Below are 17625 nucleotides of genomic sequence, written 5' to 3'. Positions count from 1 at the left end.
AAAATTGTTTTTGATGCTCGATGCTGTGAGTGCCCACACAGATTGCTTGATTCAAATTGTTAAAGAGCGTCACGCTTATCGCGTTGAGGAGGCGCATCTTACGCTCCTCACCTCGAAAGTCAAGCGGTTGTTTTTGCTTTTCTTTCGGCGCTGGCATCACAAGGAAGCGAGCTCATCAGTTCGGCGTGTTCCGCCGTGCTGGTAGGGGCGCATTATAGGGAGCCGCGCCGAGATGACAAGGGCTATTTTGCGAAAAATAGTCCTTTTTACCGTTTTGTGGCTCGAACGCCTACTTATCAAACAAAAAGCCCTGCTTACGCAGGGCTCTGGCCGCTTTGAATGACGTTACTGTTACTTTTTTGACCAAAACTCACGGGCAAAGCCGCGCACCTTGTCCCAGTCGGTGAATTCCAGATCCTTGCTGGTATCCGTGCTGCCCCCGGTAATCTTCATGATCAACTGAATGATACGGGTCTGCCACCAGTTGTAACGGGAGTACTGCAATGCCCCGGCAAACACCCCCAGAGTTTTCGGCTTCCAGGGAGAGAGGCGCAGAAACTTCTTCATGTAGGCGTTGGTCTGCGGCGTCTGCTTCTCGGGCTTGCGTGCCGTCAGGTTCACGCAGAAGAACGCCGCATTGGCTACTTCCAACTGTTCATGATGTGCGTGTATGAAGCTAAGCAGGCTGGGGTGGAAGTTACCATAGCGAATGGAAGCGCCAATCAACACCTTGGCATACTTGCTGAGGTTGCACATGGGCAGGGTGTGCAGGTCGTGCATCACCACTTCGCATCCTGATATTTCCTCCAGCATGACATCCACGATTTTCCGCGTTTGCCCGTCCCGGGAAGAATAAAGCACCAAAATCTTGTCCATACCAACCTCAACTACGCCAGAATGCAGGAGTAAACAGTACCAGAAGTGTGAAGATTTCCAATCGACCAAACAACATGGCCACGATTAATATCCACTGTGCTGTGGCCGAGATATTGCCGAAATTGGCCGACACCTCCCCCAGACCCGGCCCCACGTTGGTGAATGCCGCAGCCACGGCGGAGAAGGCCGTCACTTCGTTCAGCCCCGTCATCAGCAGCAACAACATGAAGATGAAGAACAGGATGATGTAGGTGGCAAAGTAGCCCCAGACCGCTTCCACGATCCGTTCCGGTACGGCGCGGCGTCCCAGCTTCAAGGTGTAGATGGCCCGCGGATGCACCAGCCGTTTGAGTTCACGCATCCCCTGCAGGAACAGGATCATGAAGCGCATCACCTTGATGCCCCCCCCGGTACTGCCAGCACAACAGCCGATGAAGGCGGAGAACATCAACAGCATGGGCAGAAAGGAGGGCCACTCCGCATAGCTGGTCGTGCTGTAGCCGGTGGTCGTGCCCAGCGACACCGCCTGGAACAGACCATGGTTGAGCGCCTCCTGCCAGGTGGCGTAATGACCGTGGAACAGCAGAGAGACGAAACAGATCAGCACCAGCACACATTGGATGCTCAGAAACACTTTGAGCTCCGAGTCCCGCAGATAGCTGCTCACGCGCACCGGCTTATGGGCAAACACCATGAAGTGCAGCGCGAAGTTGACGCTCGCCAGCAACAGGAACACCACTGTGATCAGGTTGATGGCCGGGCTGTCGAAGAATCCGATGCTGGCGTCGTGGGTCGAGAACCCCCCAACCGACAAGGTGGAGAAGGAGTGGCAGATGGCATCGAACAACGTCATCCCCGCCATCCAGTACGCGAGAGCACAGAGGGAGGTCAGCAGCAGATAGATGAACCAGAGCGCCTTGGCCGTCTCGGCGATGCGCGGGGTCACCTTGTTATCCTTGACGGGCCCCGGGATCTCGGCGCGATAGAGCTGCATGCCCCCGATACCCAGCAGTGGTAGCACGGCCACCGCCAGCACGATGATCCCCATGCCACCAAGCCATTGCAGCAGCTGGCGATAGAACAGAAACGCCTTGGGCAGATTGTCCAGCCCGGTCAGCACCGTTGCACCCGTGGTGGTCAGGCCGGAAAACGACTCGAAAAATGCCTCCGAGACCGACATGTCAGGCGTGTCGCTGATGATGAAGGGGACGGCACCCACGCTCCCCAGCACCACCCAGAACAGCACCACGATGAGGAAGCCTTCCTTGGACCTGAGTTCCTTTTTCTGGTGCCGGTTGGGGAACCAGAGCAGGAGGCCGAGCAGGAGGGCAATGACGAAGGAGTTGACGAACTCGGTACCACCGCCATCACGATACCCAAAAGCGACCATCGCGGGCAGCAGCATGGTCGAGCTGAACAGGGCAACCAGCAGACCGACGATACGAATGATGCTCAGAATCTGCATTCCGGCTCCCTCTTCAGACTAAAAGAGCGATGGATTCTAGCCATCTAAGGGACGAAGGGATACCCGACCCTGGGTCCGGTCGGTCAATTCCTGTGCGATACGGGCCCAGAGCGCAGACTCCCACGCTACCTGAAGGGTGACGCTGGCACCATAATCGGCCATCAGCAACTGCCCTTGATGGGCAGAGATGAGGGACTCCACGGCCCCCATGTCGGTGTAGTCACACTGGATCACGGAGGAGGTCAGCTGACGCTTGATACAGGTTTCAAGTTGCTTGAGTGCTGCCCCCACACCACCGCCATAGGCCTTGACCAGGCCACCGGTCCCCAGCAGCACGCCACCGTAATAGCGCACCACCACGGCGGCGACTTCACCAAGACCGGCCCCCATCAACTGGGCCAGCATGGGTTTGCCCGCTGTGCCCGAGGGTTCGCCATCATCACTGAAACCATAAACCTGGCTGTCTTGCGGGGCGCCGGCGACAAAAGCCCAGCAGTGATGCCGGGCTCCCGGGTGTTGCTGTTTGATCTCGTCTATCCAGGCCTTGGCGGCCTCGACGGTCGGAGTGTGGGCGATGTAGGTAATGAAGCGGCTCTTCTTGATCTCTTCGCTCACCTCCAGTGGGGCTGCCGGTATGGGGTAATCCGTCGCCATCAGAGCCCTGCTTGTCTGGTCAGGTTCTCCACCCCGTTGGCATGCAGCACCACGTTGTCCTCGATGCAAATGCCACCATAGGGACGCAGCGCCTCCACCTTGTTCCAGTTGACCCGCTTGCCCTGCTCACCCTGGCGCAGCGGCTCCAGCAGGCTGTCGATGAAGTAGAGACCCGGCTCTATGGTGAACACCTGGCCCACTTCCATCACCCGGGTGCAGCGCAGATAAGGGAACTGCTCGGGGGCCGCCAGGTGGGTGCCGCGCTCATCCTGCATGAAGCCGCCGACATCGTGTACCTGCAGGCCGAGGAAGTGGCCGAGACCGTGGGGGAAGAAGACATTGGTCACCCCGGTGTGGATCATCTCGTCCACCGACATGTCTACCAGTTCGGTGGCTTGCAGCAGGCGCGCCAGCCTGTGGTGCATCTGCAGGTGCAGCTCGCTGTAGCGGCGGCCCGGCTTGATCTCGTCGACGATCTCCTGTTGCTGTGCATCCAGCGCTGCGATCAGATCGGCGAACTCACCGCGGCGCCAGGCCCAGGTCCGGGTAATGTCGGAGGCATAACCGTGCACGTCCACACCGGCATCGATGAGGAAGGAGTAACGCTCCGCATCCGGCACCCGCTGGGTGGAGAGATGGGTGTAGTGCAGGATGGCCGCATTGCGGTTGATGGCAACAATGTTGCCGTAGGGCGCCTCATTGGCCCCCTGTCCGACCGCCTTCATGTAGGCTAGGTTGATCTCGAACTCGCTCGCCCCCGCCATGAAGGAGTCCTTGGCCGCGATGTGGCCGCGCACGCCGATGCAGTTGGCATCGCGAAGACATTCCAGCTCATAGGGCGTCTTGTAGGCACGGTGGTAGTGCAGGTAGTTGAGGACCGCCTCCGGATTGGGCTGACCCAGTCCCAGCAGCTCGGCCACTTCCAGATGGCCGCCCAGATAGGCCCACTCCTGCTTGTTGGCCGGCAGGTGATCGGCAACCTGCTCCGGGCGAGTCAGGAAGCGAATGTCGAAGAAGTCGACCCAGAAGGCGTTGGGCAACTCCGCCACCTTGTGCCAGAAGTCCACCGGCCGGTAGAACAGCAGCACCGGCTTGCTCACGCCATCCACCAGCAACCAGCAGTGAGGGTTGTCCAGCACCGGCAGCCAGGCCTTGAACTGGGGATTCACCTTGAAGGGATAATCCTGGTCATCGAGGAAGATACGATGAGTCTGGCCGGAGTGGATAGCGAGACCGCCAAGACCCTGTTGTTGCAGGATGTCGCGGGTACGCTGCTGAAGGGTGTCGAGATGCTGGGCAAAAAGTTGGCTGTAACTGCTCATGGCGTCCTGCTCCGGGCGAATGTGACTTCAGCATAACATCAAGCGAATCAAGGCTCGAGCCACCCGGCTTTCGCTTCGTGAGGTAACGCATAGGTTACAGGCTTTTTGTTATGAAGATAAAACAGACAATTAACAAACAAAGAACAATTCAATACACTGCCCACAGACAGTAGATATCAGCCGTCAGGAACGACTCATGCAAACCCTTTGTCTGTGGACACCGGATCAGGACAGGATGCAGCACTCCAACCTCCACCAGTTCATGGCCGAGGTCAATCACTTCCATGGTCTGCAACTGCGCAGCTATGCCGACCTGTATCAATGGTCGGTGGAGAAGACCACCCGCTTCTGGCCCCTAGTGTGGCAGCACTGCGGCGTCAAGGGCGAGCTTGGCAACATTGTGGCGGAGAACCGCCAGGATATGCAGCGCGCCCGCTGGTTCCCCGACAGCCAGCTCAACTTCGCCGAGAACCTGCTGCGCCGTCAGGATGAGAGCCCGGCCATCATCTCCCGCATCGAAGGGGGTCCAAGCCGGACCCTGAGCTGGCATGAGCTGGCAGATCAGGTCGCCCGCCTGGCCCAGTGGCTTCGCAGCCAGGGCATAGGCCGGGGTGATGTGGTCGCAGCCTACCTGCCCAATATCCCGGAAACCGTGGTAGCCATGCTGGCAACCACCAGCCTCGGCGCGATCTGGACCTCCACCAGTCCCGATTTTGGCGAGGCCAGCGTGGTGGAGCGCTTCGGCCAGACCCGTCCCAGGGTGCTGTTCGCGGTGGATGGCTACCGCTACGGCGGCAAGGCCATCGACATTCAGGACAAGGTGGCCAGCGTCGTCGGTCAGCTCGACAGCATAGAGCAGACGGTGATGATCCCTCTGCTCGGCAACCCGCTGCAGCTTGGTCACAACTGGCAGCAATTGCTGGCAAGCCAGCATGACACCCAGCTCGCCTTCGAGCCCATGGCTTTCAATGACCCGCTCTATATCCTCTACTCCTCCGGCACCACCGGCAAACCCAAGTGCATCGTGCACGGCATTGGCGGCACCCTGCTGCAACACCTGAAAGAGCACCAGTTACACTGCGACATCAAGCCGGGGGAGCGCATCTTCTACTTCACCACCTGTGGCTGGATGATGTGGAACTGGCTGGTGAGCGCCCTCGCCTCCGGCGCCACCCTGGTGCTCTACGATGGTTCCCCCTTCTACCCGGATGGCAACGTGCTGTGGGATCTGGCACGGGACGAAGAGGTCGCCCTGTTCGGCACCTCGGCCAAGTATCTCGATGCGCTGCACAAACAGGGTTATGCCCCCATCAATACCCACGACCTGCCTGCCTTGCGCCTCATCTGCAGCACCGGATCCGTGCTGTCGCCGGAGGGGTTTGACTACGTTTACCAGCAGATAAAGCCGGATGTGCAGCTCAGCTCCATCTCTGGCGGCACCGACATCTGCTCCTGCTTCGTCATCGGCAACCCCTTGAGCCCCGTCTATCGCGGCGAGAGCCAGGGGCGCGGCCTTGGTCTCGCGGTGCAGGTATTCAACGAGGCGGGCCAGCCGGTGCTGGGGGAAAAGGGCGAACTGGTCTGCACCAAGCCTTTCCCGGCCCAGCCCATCTACTTCTGGGGTGATGAGAACGGCGACAAATACCACGCCGCCTACTTCGAGCGGTTCGACAACATCTGGTGCCACGGGGACTGGATCGAGCTGACCCCGACTGGCGGCATTCTGTTCTACGGCCGCTCCGACGCGACCCTCAACCCGGGCGGCGTGCGCATCGGCACCAGCGAGATCTACCGCTATGTGGAACAACTCGACGAGGTGGAGGAGAGCATCGTCATCGGCCAGCAATGGAAACAGGACGAGCGGGTGGTGCTGTTCGTCAAGCTCAAGACGGGTTGCAAGCTGGACGACGGGCTGCGTGAGCGGATCTGCCAGCAGATCAAGCGGCACTGCACCGCCCGTCATGTGCCTGCCCGCATCCTGCAGGTGGATGCCATCCCCCGCACCAAGTCCGGCAAGATAGTGGAGCTGGCGGTGCGGGAAGTGGTGCACAACCGCCCCGTCAACAACACCCACGCCCTCGCCGATCCCGAGGTCTTGAACCAGTATCGCAACCGGCCGGAACTGGCCAGTTGATACCACGCTCATCTCCATCGGAGGCGCCGCAAGGCGCCTCTTTTTTGCCCGTTTTGTGATGAAGAGCTTTTACTCGACAACTGTTAAACAAATGTTTTAAATAGGTGTTGAAAATGTCTCCTTTTGGATCAATAGTGAGCCTCGCCCCCTGCTGGGGATAAAGGAGCACCATTCCCCACAGAGTGGGAACAAGGAGACACTCTCATGATCTACCAAGGCGAAACCCTGACGGTCAGCTACCTCGAAGACGGCATTGCCGAGCTGAGGTTCGATGCCCCGGGTTCAGTCAACAAGCTGGATCGCGCTACCCTGCTCTCCCTGAGCGAAGCGATCGCCGCATTACAGCAACAAGCCGATTTGAAGGGTCTGATCCTCACCTCCGGCAAAGACGCTTTCATCGTCGGCGCCGACATCACCGAATTCCTGGAACTGTTCGATCTGCCGCAAGAAGACCTGCTCGGCTGGCTGAAGAAGGCCAACGACATCTTCAGCGCCATCGAAGATCTGCCGGTGCCCACCCTCTCCGCCATCAAGGGCCATGCTCTGGGCGGCGGCTGCGAGACTATTCTCTCCACCGATTTCCGGCTGGCCGACACCAGCGCCAAGATTGGCCTGCCCGAGACCAAGCTCGGCATCATGCCCGGCTTTGGCGGCACTGTCCGTCTGCCGCGGGTGATCGGTGCCGACAACGCGCTGGAGTGGATCACCACCGGCAAGGATTACCGTGCCGATGACGCCCTCAAGGTGGGTGCCATCGATGCCGTGGTCGCCCCGGACGCGCTGCACAGCGCCGCCGTGCAGATGATCAAGGACGCGGTCAAGGGCAAGCTGGACTGGCAGGGCCGCCGCGCCGCCAAGAAGGCCCCGCTGCGCCTCTCCAAACTGGAAGCCATGATGAGCTTCACCACCGCCGCCGGCATGGTTGCCGCCGTGGCGGGCAAACACTATCCGGCCCCCATGGCCGCCGTGAAGACGGTGGAAGCCGCCGCCGGCATGGGCCGTGACGAGGCGCTGGCCGCCGAGGCCGCCACCTTCATCAAACTGGCGAAAACCGACGTGGCCAAGGCGCTGGTCGGTATCTTCCTCAACGATCAACACATCAAGGCGCTGGCCAAGAAGGCCGCCAAGCAAGCAAACAAGGCCACCGGCCATGCCGCCGTGCTGGGTGCCGGCATCATGGGGGGCGGCATCGCCTACCAGTCTGCCAGCAAAGGCATCCCGGCGGTGATGAAGGACATCAACGAGAAGGCGCTGGCACTTGGCATGAATGAGGCCACCAAGCTGCTCAACGGCCAGCTCGAGCGCGGTCGCATCGACGGCATCAAGATGGGCCAGGTGCTCTCCGCCATCACGCCGACCCTCAGCTATGACAACGTCAAAGGCGTGGACGTAGTGGTCGAAGCCGTGGTCGAGAATCCCAAGGTGAAAGCCGCCGTGCTGGGCGAAGTAGAAGGGATTATTGGCGAAGACGCCGTGCTCGCCAGCAACACCTCCACCATCCCCATCTCCCTGCTGGCCAAGGGACTGAAGCGCCCGCAGAATTTCTGCGGCATGCACTTCTTCAACCCGGTGCACCGCATGCCACTGGTGGAGATCATCCGCGGCGAGCAAACTTCCGATGAAACCATCAACCGCGTGGTGGCCTACGCCGCCGCCATGGGCAAGTCCCCGGTGGTGGTCAACGACTGCCCCGGCTTCTTCGTCAACCGGGTGCTGTTCCCCTACTTCTTCGGCTTCAACAAGCTGGTTGCCGATGGTGCCGACTTCGCCGCCGTCGACAAGGTAATGGAGAAGGAGTTCGGCTGGCCGATGGGCCCCGCCTACCTGCTGGATGTGGTCGGCATCGACACCGGCCACCACGCCGGTGACGTGATGGCGCAAGGCTTCCCGGCGCGCATGAGCAAGGAAGGTCGTACCGCCATCGACGTAATGTATGACGCCAGCCGCTTCGGTCAGAAGAACGGCAAGGGCTTCTACGCCTACGAGCAGGACAAGAAGGGCAAGCCGAAGAAGGTGGCCGACGCAGCCAGCTACGAGCTGCTGGCCCCCATCGCCAAGCCGAAGCAGGATTTCGACAAGGAGGCCATCATCGCCCGCATGATGATCCCGATGATCAACGAGGTGGTGCTCTGCCTGGAAGAGGGCATAGTCGCCACGCCAGCCGAAGCCGACATCGCACTGGTCTACGGTCTGGGCTTCCCTCCCTTCCGCGGCGGCGTGTTCCGCTATCTGGACACTATCGGTCTGGATCGCTACGTGGCCATGGCCGACCAGTATGCCGACCTGGGCCCGCTCTACCGCGTCAGCGACAAGCTGCGCGAGATGGCTGCCCAGGGCAAAACCTTCTACTGATTGCGGAAAGGAGATCCATTCATGAAAGACGTAGTCATTGTCGACTGTATCCGGACCCCGATGGGCCGGTCCAAGGGCGGCGCCTTCCGTAACGTGCGTGCAGAAGACTTGTCCGCGCACCTGATGAAATCCATCCTGCTGCGCAACCCCAACCTCGACCCGAACGAGATCGAGGATATCTACTGGGGCTGCGTGCAGCAGACCCTGGAGCAGGGCTTCAACATTGCCCGCAACGCCGCACTGCTGGCCGGCATTCCCAAGCAGGTGGGGGCGGTCACCGTCAACCGCCTGTGCGGCTCAAGCATGCAGGCGCTGCACGATGCCTCCCGTGCCATTCAGGTAGGTGATGGGGATATCTTCATCATTGGCGGCGTCGAGCACATGGGTCATGTGCCGATGAGCCACGGGGTAGACTTCCACCCCGGCATGGCCAAGTCGGTGGCGAAAGCCTCCGGCATGATGGGGCTGACCGCCGAGATGCTCGGCAAGCTGCACGGCATCAGTCGTCAGCAGCAGGACGAGTTTGCCGCCCGCTCCCACCGCCGTGCCCACGCCGCCACCGTGGAAGGGCGTTTTGCCAAGGAGATCGTCGGGCTGGAAGGCCATGACGCCAGCGGCGCCCGCTTCTTCTACGACTACGACGAGGTGATCCGCCCGGAGACCACGGTCGATACGCTGAGCCAGCTGCGCCCGGTGTTCGACCCGGTCAACGGCACCGTCACCGCCGGCACCTCCTCGGCCCTGTCCGATGGCGCCGCCGCCATGCTGGTGATGAGTGCGGATCGCGCCAAGGCCCTCGGCCTCACGCCCCGCGCCAGGGTGCGCGCCATGGCCATCGCCGGCTGTGACGCCGCCATCATGGGTTACGGCCCGGTGCCGGCCACCCAGAAAGCGCTCAAGCGGACCGGGCTGACCATCGGCGACATCGACCTCTTCGAGCTGAACGAGGCGTTTGCCGCCCAGTCCCTGCCCTGCGTGAAGGATCTGGGTCTGCAGGATCTGGTGGACGAGAAGGTAAACCTGAACGGTGGCGCCATCGCCCTGGGTCACCCGCTCGGCTGCTCCGGTGCCCGCATCTCCACCACCCTGATCAACCTGATGGAAGAGAAGGACGCCACCCTGGGAGTCGCCACCATGTGCATCGGCCTGGGTCAGGGCATCGCCACCGTGTTCGAACGGGTGTAAGTGAATCACTCCTGACCGCTCACCGGTCAGGGACGCCGCCTCGGGGCGGCAACAACAGACAGAAGGCGGCCCTGCTTCCCGGCACAGCGGCCCCATCACGAATACCGGGTCGGCCTGCCGACCCTGCTGTCGAGTCTGTGGAACGCGCCACACGGGGTGCGCTCCTGCCGTCGGAATCTGCGTGTTGGCCGGCCCGTTTGGGTCGGCCTTTTTTATTCTTTTCCCGCGATCGGGGCCAATCCTGAGGCTATATTGCCCATAACTTCACATTAGAGGGGGGGCTTGCTTGCTTTTTGCTCCCCCGACAGGTTCAATCTGCACAAAAAAATGGGTGGATGCACATACATATGTCAACGAGCAAACAACTGCTTATCGTCGACGACGATCGGGAGATCCGCGAGCTGCTCAACGAGTACCTGACCCGGGCCGGTTTCGAGGTACTGACCGCGGCCGAAGGGAACGAGATGCGCCAACAACTGGCCCAGCACAACCCGGACCTCATCATTCTGGACATCATGATGCCCGGCGACGACGGCTTTACCCTCTGCCAGCAGATCCGCCGCGACTCCCAGGTACCCATCATCATGCTGACCGCCGCCTCCGACGAAGCGGATCGGGTGATCGGTCTGGAACTTGGCGCCGACGACTACATCGCCAAGCCGTTCAGCCCGCGCGAGCTGCAGGCCCGCATCAAGGCGCTGCTGCGCCGCGCCGAATTCCGCCAGCCGGAGAAAGAAAAGGAACCGAGCCGTCGGCTGCGCTTCGCCGAGTGGACCCTGGATACCCTGAGCCACCAGCTGACCCACGAAGATGGCAGCCTGCTGGATCTCTCCGGCAGCGATGCCCTGCTGCTCGGCATGTTCCTGCAACAGCCCGGCGTGGTCCTGGACCGGGATACCATCTCGGACGCTACCCGCGGTCGCGAGAGCCTGCCCATGGAGCGCGGCATCGATGTGCAGATCAGCCGCCTGCGCCAGAAGCTGGGTGACAACGGCAAGAGCCCGCGCATCATCAAGACCATTCGCGGCAGCGGCTACATGCTGATCGCCGAAGTCCACGAGATCCCGTAACAGACAGACGCTACGGTGAGACCTTGAACGGGCAGAAGAGAGACCCATGACGGGGCAACGGCAAGGCACAGAGGTAAGCACCCCATGCTGATCGACAAGAGACACACGCTGCCATGACGGGGCAGAAGTTCTGGCGGGCCCTGGTGCCCCGCTCCCTGCTGTCGCGGATGCTGCTGTTGCTGCTGCTCGCCATCCTGCTCTCCCAGACCATCCTCACCGGCATCTGGATGCAGCAGATCCAGAAGCGGGAGCTGGAGGGCATGCTCAGCACCACCCGCAACCTGGCGCTGTCGGCGGCTTCCACCGTCAACTTCTTCAAGTCCCTGCCCCTGCAATACCGCCACATCGCCCTGGATCAGCTGCGCAACATGGGGGGCAGCCGCTTCTTCGTCTCCCTGAACGAGGAAGAGATCCACATCAGCGCCATCCCCGACAGCGAGCGCAAGACGCTGGTGCTCAAAGAGGTGCAGGAGGTGCTCAGCCGCAAACTCTCCGACGCCATGGCGATCAAGGTGGATTTCTCCCGCCCCGAGGAGCTGCACGTCTTCAACAACGACACCCTGCTGGCGGATCTCCCCTCCTCCTGGGCCCGCTACACCCTGTCCCTGGAGCCCATCAATCCGCCGGTGCTGGTGACCCAGATCGAGATAGAACCGGGGGAGTGGCTCTATCTGGCGGCCCTGCTGCCCGCCCCCTACATGACGCTGGATGACACCGTGATGCCAAGCAATCAGGTGCGTTTCATCGCCCTGATGACGGTCTTCCTCTGCTTCTTCACCTTCATGCTGGTGCGCTGGCAGACCCGCCCCCTGCGTCGCCTCGCCAAGGCGGCGGTCAACCTCGGCAAGGACATCGACCAGCCGTCCCTCAAAGAGGAGGGTGCCTCCGAAATCGTGGCGGCGACCCGCGCCTTCAACATCATGCAGCAGCGCATTCGCCGCTTCATCGACGATCGGGAGCGCCTCTTCAGCTCCATCTCCCACGACCTCAAGACCCCCATCACCCGGCTGCGACTGCGGGTCGAACTGCTGGACGACGAGGTGCAGATCGCCAAGTTCAACAAGGACCTGGACGAGCTGGAGCTGATGGTCAAAGGGGCGCTGCAGACGGTCAAAGAGACGGACATTCACGAGAACCTCGAGCAGATCGACGTCAACGCCCTGCTGGAGCAGATGGCGGAGGCCATGAACCTGCACGAGGATCTGCTCACCATCGAGGGGCACTGCAAGTGGCCCTATCGCGGCAAGCTGCTGGCCCTCAAGCGCTGCATCGGCAACCTGGTGGACAACGGCATCAAGTACGGCCAGAAGGTGCGCATCATCATCATGGATGACGAGGAGATGCTGATCCTCTTCATCATGGACGAGGGGCCCGGTCTGCCGGACGATCAGTTCGAGCGCATCTTCGAGCCCTACTACCGCCTCAGCACCGATGCCGCCGGCACCGGGCTGGGCCTTGGCATCGCCCGCAACATAGCCCACGCCCACGGCGGCGACCTGGTGCTGGAAAATCGCCCCCAGGGCGGCCTGCAGGCCACCCTCTCCCTACCAAGGCAGTAATGTATGAAGTGGTTGTCGTTTTCTGTCATCGCCCTGCTCTCCCTGCCCGTTTGTGCCTCCCAGGTGGAGGTATTGCACTGGTGGACCTCCGGCGGCGAGGCCAGGGCCGTGGAAGTGCTCAAGTCCGAGTGGGCCGAACAGGGCAACCAGTGGAACGACTTCGCGGTACAGGGCGGGGGCGGCAAGAGCGCCATGACGGTGCTCAAGAGCCGGGCCCTGGCGGCAAACCCGCCGGAGGCGGCCCACCTCAAGGGGTTCGAGCTGCACGAGTGGGGCAGCCTGGGCTTTCTGCGCGATCTCACCCCCATGGCCGAGCACCTCGGCTGGTACCCTCAGCTGCCCCCCATGGTGCGCGATACCCTCAGCCAGAACGGCGCCCTGATGGCGGTTCCCACCGGCATCCACCGGGTCAACTGGCTGTGGCTCAACCGCAAGGTATTCGAGCGACAGGGGCTCAAGCCCCCCACCGACTGGGCTAAGTTCGTGGCGGTGGCGGACAAGCTCAAGGAGCAGGGCATCACCCCCCTCGCCATCGGTAACGAACCCTGGCAGATCGCGGTGCTGTTCGAAACGGTGGCCCTCGGCGAAGGGGGCAAGACCTTCTATCGCAAGGCCTTCCTCGAACAGGACAGAGCCACCCTGACCGGCCCCGACATGGTGCGGGTGCTGACCCGCTTCCAGCAGTTGCGCGCTTATGTACCCGAGAAATACGCCGGCCTGAAATGGCACCAGGCCACCAACCTGCTGGAGAGCGGCGGCGCCGCCATGCAGGTGATGGGGGACTGGGTGAAGGGAGAGCTGAGTGCAGGCAACTACCGCCCCGGCGAGGATATCGAGTGCCTGCCAAGCCCGGGCAGCCAGGGGCTGTTCAGCTACAACCTCGACTCCATCGCCATGTTCAAGCAGCGGGATCCCGCCCAGTTGCAGGCCCAGGGCGAGCTGGCCAGGCTGTTGATGACGCCGCGCTTTCAGGAGGAGTTCAACCGGGTGAAAGGCTCCATCCCGGCGCTCATCAAGCCGGACATGAGCAAGTTCGATCGCTGCGCCATCCGCTCCTATCAGGATTTCCTCCACGCCGAGCAACAGGACAACCTGCTGCCCAGCATGGCGGAGGGGATGGCGGTGCCCACCAACATGCGCCAAGGGATCATGGATGTGCTGAGCAGCTTCTTCAACGACGCCAGGGCCAACCCCGAGCAGACGGCGCAGCAGCTGGAACGCGCCATGCGCTCGACCCGTTCAGGCGCGGAGCAGAAATGACAAAGGCGGACATCGTCCGCCTTTGAGTGCCGAGAGCCAGGCTCTCAGGAGGGATCGTTCTCGTCCTCATCCTCGTCGTAGTAGTCACTGAGCTCGATCCAGAGCCCCAGCCCTATTATCACCATGGAGCCGAACCAGGTACCGGTATTACCGATCGGGCTGCCCAGCACTATCATGGCGAACGACAAGAACCCCATGCCTGCGTAGGCTTGCAATCTGCCGTAGGAGACCTGCATATTCACACCTCCTTGTTGAATATGGTTCAATTTTTATATTACTCATCGAGCGAAGCCTGGGTAGAGCCGGTTCACATTTTGGTAGCATATGCTGCATAACCGCCCCATGGTTTGATTATTTTTTCGCCGTGAGTATCATTGCTGGCCGAATTGGTTGAAGGTTGATTATTGATGAGTGCTTTATTCTGCGGCGCAACGCACGAGTTGGACGCAATCGGGCTTCGTTGCCCCGAACCCGTGACGATGGCGCGCAAGAAGGTGCGGCTGAAGGTTGATTATTCATGAGTACTGTATTCTGCAATGCGACCCACGAGCTGGACGCAGTCGGGCGTCGTTGCCCCGAGCCCGTGACGATGGCGCGCAAGAAGGTGCGGCTGAAGGTTGATTATTCATGAGTACTGTATTCTGCAATGCGACCCACGAGCTGNNNNGATGTGACGATGGCGCGCAAGAAGGTGCGGCTGAAGGTTGATTATTCATGAGTACTGTATTCTGCAATGCGACCCACGAGCTGGACGCAATCGGGCTTCGTTGCCCCGAACCCGTGATGATGGTTCGCAAGAAAGTGCGGCTGATGGCGGATGGGGAGACCCTGCTGGTCAGCGCCGACGACCCCTCCACCACCCGCGACATTCCCAGCTTCTGCCGCTTCATGGACCATACCCTGGTCGCCAGCGAGACTGAGCAGGCCCCTTACCGCTACCTGATCCGCAAGGGTCAATAACCCCGTACCGGAGCAAACATGACAACCATTACCCGTATCGGGACCACCCAGCGCTGGTCTGATGTGGTCATCCACAACGGCACCCTCTACGTGGTGGAAGTGCCCGTCACCGAGACCGCCGACATCCACCAGCAGACCCGTGAAGTGCTGGAAAGCCTGCAGCGTTTGCTGGAAGCCAACGGTTCCGGCGTCGACAGGATCCTGATGGCCAACATCTATCTCAAGGACATTGAAGACATCGCCGCCTTCAACGCGCAGTGGGATGCCTGGATCCCGGCAGGCACAGCCCCCGTCCGTGCCTGCGTGCAGGCCCGTCTCGCCCATGAAGGCTACAAGGTCGAAGTGCAGCTGACTGCGGCTGTCTAAACAAAGCGGGATGCCTGGCTCCCCTGATGCCGACACCGCCCCCGTGCGCGCCTGCGTGCAGGCCCGTCTCGCCCACGAAGGCTACAGGGTGGAAGTACAGCTCACTGCCGCTGTCTAAACAAAGCGGGATGCCTGGCTCCCCTGATGCCGACACAGCCCCGGTCCGCGCCTGCGTACAGGCCCGCCTCGCCCACGAAGGCTACAAGGTGGAAGTGCAGCTGACCGCGGCTATCTAAGAGGCGGTTATCCCCTCATCCCCGACCCTTCTCCCGCAAGGGGAGAAGGGGGCAAGGAGCAAAGGGCACGCACCGGCGCCAATAGAAAGGCCCCGCCATCGCTGGCGGGGCCTTTTTCATGACTGCAACGCAGGCCGCTTAGGCGGTCGGGGTCAGGGTGATGGTCACCCGACGGTTCTGGGCCTTGCCTTCGGCGGTGCTGTTGCTGGCCACCGGCTGATCCGGGCCCACACCACTGATGGCGATGCGGCTGCCGGACACGCCCTGGCCGATCAGCTGGGCGGCGACGGCATCGGCGCGATCCCGGGAGAGCTTCATGTTCAGCTCGCGGGAGCCGGTGCTGTCGGTGTGGCCGACCACGTTCAGACGGGTCTTGTCGAACTCGGCAACCACCAGGGCCACGCCGGACAGGGTGTTGGCACCGGCGGCTTTCAGCTGGGCGCTGGAGCTGTCGAAGGTGACGTTGTTCGGCATGTTGAGGATCAGCTGATCACCGTTGCGGGTCACGCTGACGCCGGTGCCTTGCAGCTTCTCGCGCAGCTTGGCTTCCTGCACATCCATGTAGTAACCGATACCGCCACCCAGGGCCGCACCGGCGGCAACGCCAGTCAGGATGCCCTTTTTGCGGTCGCCCTTGCTGGAGGAAAGCGCCCCCACGGCTGCGCCGGTCGCCGCACCCGCCAACGCGCCCCAGGCGCCCTTGGAGGTCTGGGATTCACCGGTATAGGGGTTGGTGGTACAGCCAGTGATGGCGACGGTCAGGGCAAGTGCAGGAACCAGTTTCTTGAAATGCATGAAAAAACCTCTGAAAAAGAACGACTCTAGCCGATGGCCGCGCATTCTAACCCAGAGAGGCGCCAGAGTGTGACGCGCGCATTGCGAAGATGGGCAGGGGGGCAACACGCCCCCCTGCCCCTAGCGACTTACCCGGTGCAGGCCCTCTTCGGACGGGCCCGCATCAATATTTGATATCCCGGGCCTTGTCTCGCCCCTCCTGCTTGTTGTCACGATGCTCCTGGCGGCAGTCGGCATTGCCCACCACCCCCTCACGACACTCCTGTTTCGCGTCACGGGACTCCTGACGGGTATCCTGACGCACATCGCGGGCGTCACGGCGCTCCTGGGCCTGCTTGGTGGCCTGTGCAGGCAGGGCGGCCAGCAAGGCGGTGGCGGCAAGCAGCGCCAATACGGACTTCTTCATGATGGCTCCTTCGCCAGACAACCTGAACCGGTCCGGCGTCTTTCAATGATAGGGGAGGGGCAAGATCCCGGCAGCGCAGACTCGGCCCTCGAGGCGTCGTCTGTGCAGCCTCGGACCTTCTTGCACAGGGCCGGCTTCCCCTCGTGTTTGCCCTGACGGGCGACGTCATCCCCAGGGTGCAGCCGATCAGGCCGGGGAAGAGAGGGCGAGCGGCGATCAGTGACACGGGATTCCCTCGTGATGACGATCCCGATGGTGAACCCGTGTGACTGTATCCCGGCTGTACCGAGGGGCGAAAAGGCCCCAGGCCCGGTGCAACGGAACATGCTCCCGGGGTCTGGAGTGGTTGCCCCCCATATGCGGGTTGTCTCATAAGAGCCCATGGCCCCAGAGTGGGTGACATTTCTCACGGAGCCATGACCATGTCGTCCCTTTCCCGCCCCGCGCTGCTCATCATCGACATCCAGGTGGGCCTCCTTCACGGCCCGGAAGCCCCCCATGCCGGGGCCGAGACCCTGGCCAACATCAATCGCCTGAGCCAGGCGGCCCGCAGTGCCGCTCTCCCTGTGCTGGCAGTGCGCCACACGGGCCCGGCCGGCAGCCCCATCGCCGCCGGCAGTCCGTTCTGGCAGCTTGCGCCTGAGCTGGTCGTCGGCGAGGCCGATCGGGTGTTCGACAAGCAGCGCCCCAGCGCCTTCCATGGCACCGGTCTCGATGGCTGGCTGAAAGAGGACGGCGTGCAGACCCTGATCGTCACCGGCATGAAGACCCAGTACTGCATCGACACCACCTGCCGGGCGGCGGCAGATCTCGGCTACACCGTAGTGCTGGTGAGCGATGCCCATACCTGCATGGACACGCCGCAACTGACCGCCCCCCAGATCATCGCCCATCACAACGCCACCCTGGCCGCAATGCTGTTCACTTAAGCGGAGCCGCATTGCGATTTACCGGAAAACGGGTCTTTGATATCTTCACCGCCCTG

At 61.8% G+C, this 17625-nt stretch carries 17 protein-coding genes and 2 pseudogenes; 12 read left to right on the top strand and 7 right to left on the bottom strand.

Features of this window, described 5'->3' with window-relative positions; translation table 11 throughout:
- Positions 1–351 precede the first annotated feature (351 nt).
- From hemG to pepQ, 4 genes are read right to left on the bottom strand one after another with little or no spacing between them, the layout of a single operon-like run.
- Entirely contained in the window at positions 352–876 is a 525-nt protein-coding gene (gene hemG, locus OKC30_RS13570; protein WP_029313439.1) for a menaquinone-dependent protoporphyrinogen IX dehydrogenase, read from the bottom strand.
- Between the two features lie 7 nt (positions 877–883).
- Positions 884–2341: a TrkH family potassium uptake protein gene (locus OKC30_RS13565; protein WP_113069253.1), complete on the bottom strand. Its 1458-nt coding sequence runs from the start codon at positions 2339–2341 to the stop codon at positions 884–886.
- 36 nt (positions 2342–2377) lie between these two features.
- Positions 2378–2995: a YigZ family protein gene (locus OKC30_RS13560; protein WP_104454989.1), complete on the bottom strand. Its 618-nt coding sequence runs from the start codon at positions 2993–2995 to the stop codon at positions 2378–2380.
- Entirely contained in the window at positions 2995–4317 is a 1323-nt protein-coding gene (gene pepQ, locus OKC30_RS13555; RefSeq protein ID WP_270664413.1) for a Xaa-Pro dipeptidase, read from the bottom strand. The genes OKC30_RS13560 and pepQ overlap by 1 nt, the downstream gene beginning before the upstream one ends.
- Positions 4318–4513: 196 nt before the next feature.
- Between pepQ and OKC30_RS13550 the strand changes: the two genes are divergently transcribed.
- The 6 genes from OKC30_RS13550 to OKC30_RS13525 all read left to right on the top strand — a co-directional run bounded on the left by OKC30_RS13550 (position 4514) and on the right by OKC30_RS13525 (position 13877).
- On the top strand, positions 4514–6451 hold the full coding sequence (locus tag OKC30_RS13550) for an acetoacetate--CoA ligase (protein WP_160838779.1): 1938 nt from the start codon (positions 4514–4516) through the stop codon (positions 6449–6451).
- 204 nt (positions 6452–6655) lie between these two features.
- On the top strand, positions 6656–8803 hold the full coding sequence (gene fadB / locus OKC30_RS13545) for a fatty acid oxidation complex subunit alpha FadB (protein ID WP_119197159.1): 2148 nt from the start codon (positions 6656–6658) through the stop codon (positions 8801–8803).
- Between the two features lie 21 nt (positions 8804–8824).
- Entirely contained in the window at positions 8825–9988 is a 1164-nt protein-coding gene (fadA, locus tag OKC30_RS13540; RefSeq protein WP_160838781.1) for an acetyl-CoA C-acyltransferase FadA, read from the top strand.
- Between the two features lie 347 nt (positions 9989–10335).
- Positions 10336–11058 carry a response regulator gene (locus OKC30_RS13535; RefSeq protein ID WP_042881335.1) on the top strand — a complete coding sequence of 241 codons (723 nt, stop codon included), beginning with the start codon at positions 10336–10338 and terminating at the stop codon, positions 11056–11058.
- 113 nt (positions 11059–11171) lie between these two features.
- Entirely contained in the window at positions 11172–12617 is a 1446-nt protein-coding gene (locus OKC30_RS13530; RefSeq protein WP_010672412.1) for an ATP-binding protein, read from the top strand.
- A gap of 3 nt (positions 12618–12620) precedes the next feature.
- A complete protein-coding gene (locus tag OKC30_RS13525) occupies positions 12621–13877 on the top strand; it encodes an ABC transporter substrate-binding protein (protein WP_160838783.1) in 1257 nt (418 codons plus the stop codon).
- A gap of 44 nt (positions 13878–13921) precedes the next feature.
- Here OKC30_RS13525 and OKC30_RS13520 read toward each other — a convergent pair whose 3' ends face one another.
- Positions 13922–14113, bottom strand: coding sequence for a hypothetical protein (locus OKC30_RS13520; RefSeq protein ID WP_270664409.1), 192 nt, complete (start codon positions 14111–14113; stop codon positions 13922–13924).
- A 171-nt stretch (positions 14114–14284) separates the two neighbouring features.
- Here OKC30_RS13520 and OKC30_RS13515 point away from each other — a divergent pair.
- The 5 genes and pseudogenes from OKC30_RS13515 to OKC30_RS13490 form a co-directional block, all read left to right on the top strand.
- Positions 14285–14380: pseudogene (locus OKC30_RS13515) on the top strand (sulfurtransferase TusA); the annotation flags it as partial.
- A 211-nt stretch (positions 14381–14591) separates the two neighbouring features.
- Positions 14592–14837, top strand: coding sequence for a sulfurtransferase TusA (tusA, locus tag OKC30_RS13505; RefSeq protein WP_010672408.1), 246 nt, complete (start codon positions 14592–14594; stop codon positions 14835–14837).
- An 18-nt stretch (positions 14838–14855) separates the two neighbouring features.
- Positions 14856–15203 (top strand): RidA family protein, encoded by a 348-nt coding sequence (locus tag OKC30_RS13500; RefSeq protein ID WP_160838785.1) that lies wholly within the window; start codon positions 14856–14858, stop codon positions 15201–15203.
- A gap of 10 nt (positions 15204–15213) precedes the next feature.
- Positions 15214–15321: an endoribonuclease L-PSP gene (locus OKC30_RS13495; RefSeq protein ID WP_042864719.1), complete on the top strand. Its 108-nt coding sequence runs from the start codon at positions 15214–15216 to the stop codon at positions 15319–15321.
- 28 nt (positions 15322–15349) lie between these two features.
- A pseudogene (locus OKC30_RS13490) lies at positions 15350–15439 on the top strand (endoribonuclease L-PSP); the annotation flags it as partial.
- 138 nt (positions 15440–15577) lie between these two features.
- On the opposite strand, the gene OKC30_RS13485 reads toward OKC30_RS13490, so the two are convergent.
- Together OKC30_RS13485 and OKC30_RS13480 are read right to left on the bottom strand one after the other, a co-directional pair.
- On the bottom strand, positions 15578–16234 hold the full coding sequence (locus tag OKC30_RS13485; RefSeq protein ID WP_010672405.1) for an OmpA family lipoprotein: 657 nt from the start codon (positions 16232–16234) through the stop codon (positions 15578–15580).
- A 163-nt stretch (positions 16235–16397) separates the two neighbouring features.
- Positions 16398–16640 (bottom strand): hypothetical protein, encoded by a 243-nt coding sequence (locus OKC30_RS13480; RefSeq protein ID WP_039041018.1) that lies wholly within the window; start codon positions 16638–16640, stop codon positions 16398–16400.
- A 422-nt stretch (positions 16641–17062) separates the two neighbouring features.
- Between OKC30_RS13480 and OKC30_RS13475 the strand changes: the two genes are divergently transcribed.
- Complete coding sequence (locus tag OKC30_RS13475) at positions 17063–17569, top strand: cysteine hydrolase family protein (RefSeq protein ID WP_160838787.1); 507 nt, start codon at positions 17063–17065, stop codon at positions 17567–17569.
- The last annotated feature ends 56 nt before the right edge of the window (positions 17570–17625 follow it).

The organism is Aeromonas sp. QDB18 (assembly GCF_027705325.1).
Taxonomy (GTDB): Bacteria; Pseudomonadota; Gammaproteobacteria; order Enterobacterales; family Aeromonadaceae; genus Aeromonas; species Aeromonas caviae.
The sequence above is the reverse complement of the archived record's forward strand: the minus strand, read 5'-3'. Positions and strand labels throughout refer to the sequence as shown.

What these genes read in the sequence shown, in the direction of transcription:
- hemG (WP_029313439.1), bottom strand. Translation starts at nt 876, where the DNA reads ATGGACAAGATTTTGGTGCTTTATTCTTCCCGGGACGGGCAAACGCGG.
- OKC30_RS13565 (WP_113069253.1), bottom strand. Translation starts at nt 2,341, where the DNA reads ATGCAGATTCTGAGCATCATTCGTATCGTCGGTCTGCTGGTTGCCCTG.
- OKC30_RS13560 (WP_104454989.1), bottom strand. Translation starts at nt 2,995, where the DNA reads ATGGCGACGGATTACCCCATACCGGCAGCCCCACTGGAGGTGAGCGAA.
- pepQ (WP_270664413.1), bottom strand. Translation starts at nt 4,317, where the DNA reads ATGAGCAGTTACAGCCAACTTTTTGCCCAGCATCTCGACACCCTTCAG.
- OKC30_RS13550 (WP_160838779.1), top strand. Translation starts at nt 4,514, where the DNA reads ATGCAAACCCTTTGTCTGTGGACACCGGATCAGGACAGGATGCAGCAC.
- fadB (WP_119197159.1), top strand. Translation starts at nt 6,656, where the DNA reads ATGATCTACCAAGGCGAAACCCTGACGGTCAGCTACCTCGAAGACGGC.
- fadA (WP_160838781.1), top strand. Translation starts at nt 8,825, where the DNA reads ATGAAAGACGTAGTCATTGTCGACTGTATCCGGACCCCGATGGGCCGG.
- OKC30_RS13535 (WP_042881335.1), top strand. Translation starts at nt 10,336, where the DNA reads ATGTCAACGAGCAAACAACTGCTTATCGTCGACGACGATCGGGAGATC.
- OKC30_RS13530 (WP_010672412.1), top strand. Translation starts at nt 11,172, where the DNA reads ATGACGGGGCAGAAGTTCTGGCGGGCCCTGGTGCCCCGCTCCCTGCTG.
- OKC30_RS13525 (WP_160838783.1), top strand. Translation starts at nt 12,621, where the DNA reads ATGAAGTGGTTGTCGTTTTCTGTCATCGCCCTGCTCTCCCTGCCCGTT.
- OKC30_RS13520 (WP_270664409.1), bottom strand. Translation starts at nt 14,113, where the DNA reads ATGCAGGTCTCCTACGGCAGATTGCAAGCCTACGCAGGCATGGGGTTC.
- tusA (WP_010672408.1), top strand. Translation starts at nt 14,592, where the DNA reads ATGAGTACTGTATTCTGCAATGCGACCCACGAGCTGGACGCAATCGGG.
- OKC30_RS13500 (WP_160838785.1), top strand. Translation starts at nt 14,856, where the DNA reads ATGACAACCATTACCCGTATCGGGACCACCCAGCGCTGGTCTGATGTG.
- OKC30_RS13495 (WP_042864719.1), top strand. Translation starts at nt 15,214, where the DNA reads ATGCCTGGCTCCCCTGATGCCGACACCGCCCCCGTGCGCGCCTGCGTG.
- OKC30_RS13485 (WP_010672405.1), bottom strand. Translation starts at nt 16,234, where the DNA reads ATGCATTTCAAGAAACTGGTTCCTGCACTTGCCCTGACCGTCGCCATC.
- OKC30_RS13480 (WP_039041018.1), bottom strand. Translation starts at nt 16,640, where the DNA reads ATGAAGAAGTCCGTATTGGCGCTGCTTGCCGCCACCGCCTTGCTGGCC.
- OKC30_RS13475 (WP_160838787.1), top strand. Translation starts at nt 17,063, where the DNA reads ATGTCGTCCCTTTCCCGCCCCGCGCTGCTCATCATCGACATCCAGGTG.